The 300-nt window shown below is 67.3% G+C and carries 1 protein-coding gene; it reads right to left on the bottom strand.

Features of this window, described 5'->3' with window-relative positions; translation table 11 throughout:
* A partial coding sequence (locus LMU33_RS41045; protein ID WP_443728992.1) for a SpnB-like Rossmann fold domain-containing protein occupies nt 1-280 on the bottom strand: 280 nt, incomplete at its 3' end.
* Nucleotides 281-300: the final 20 nt, after the last annotated feature.

The raw sequence follows: 300 nt of genomic DNA, 5'->3' as shown, positions 1-300 counted from the left end.
ACTCCGGCTCACCGACACCCAGCAACGCGGCATCCACCCGCACCACCGAATCATCGACATCCACCAGCACCAGCCGACCCGGATTCTCCGACTGCGCCGACCGGAACAACCCCCGCGCCGCAGCAGCCGCCAGATCCACAACCCCCTCACCCGGAACCGCCTCCACAGCACCCCGGGTCACCAACACCAAACGACCATCCGCAAACCGCTCATCAGCCAACCACGCCTGCACCACACCCAAAACCCGGTGCACCACACCACGCACCACACCCGCCGACACACCCCACGCACCATCGCCGG

Origin of the sequence: Streptomyces barringtoniae (assembly GCF_020819595.1) — a bacterium.
In the GTDB taxonomy this organism is placed as follows: domain Bacteria; phylum Actinomycetota; class Actinomycetes; order Streptomycetales; family Streptomycetaceae; genus Streptomyces; species Streptomyces barringtoniae.
This window is presented reverse-complemented; position numbering and strand designations above follow the sequence as displayed.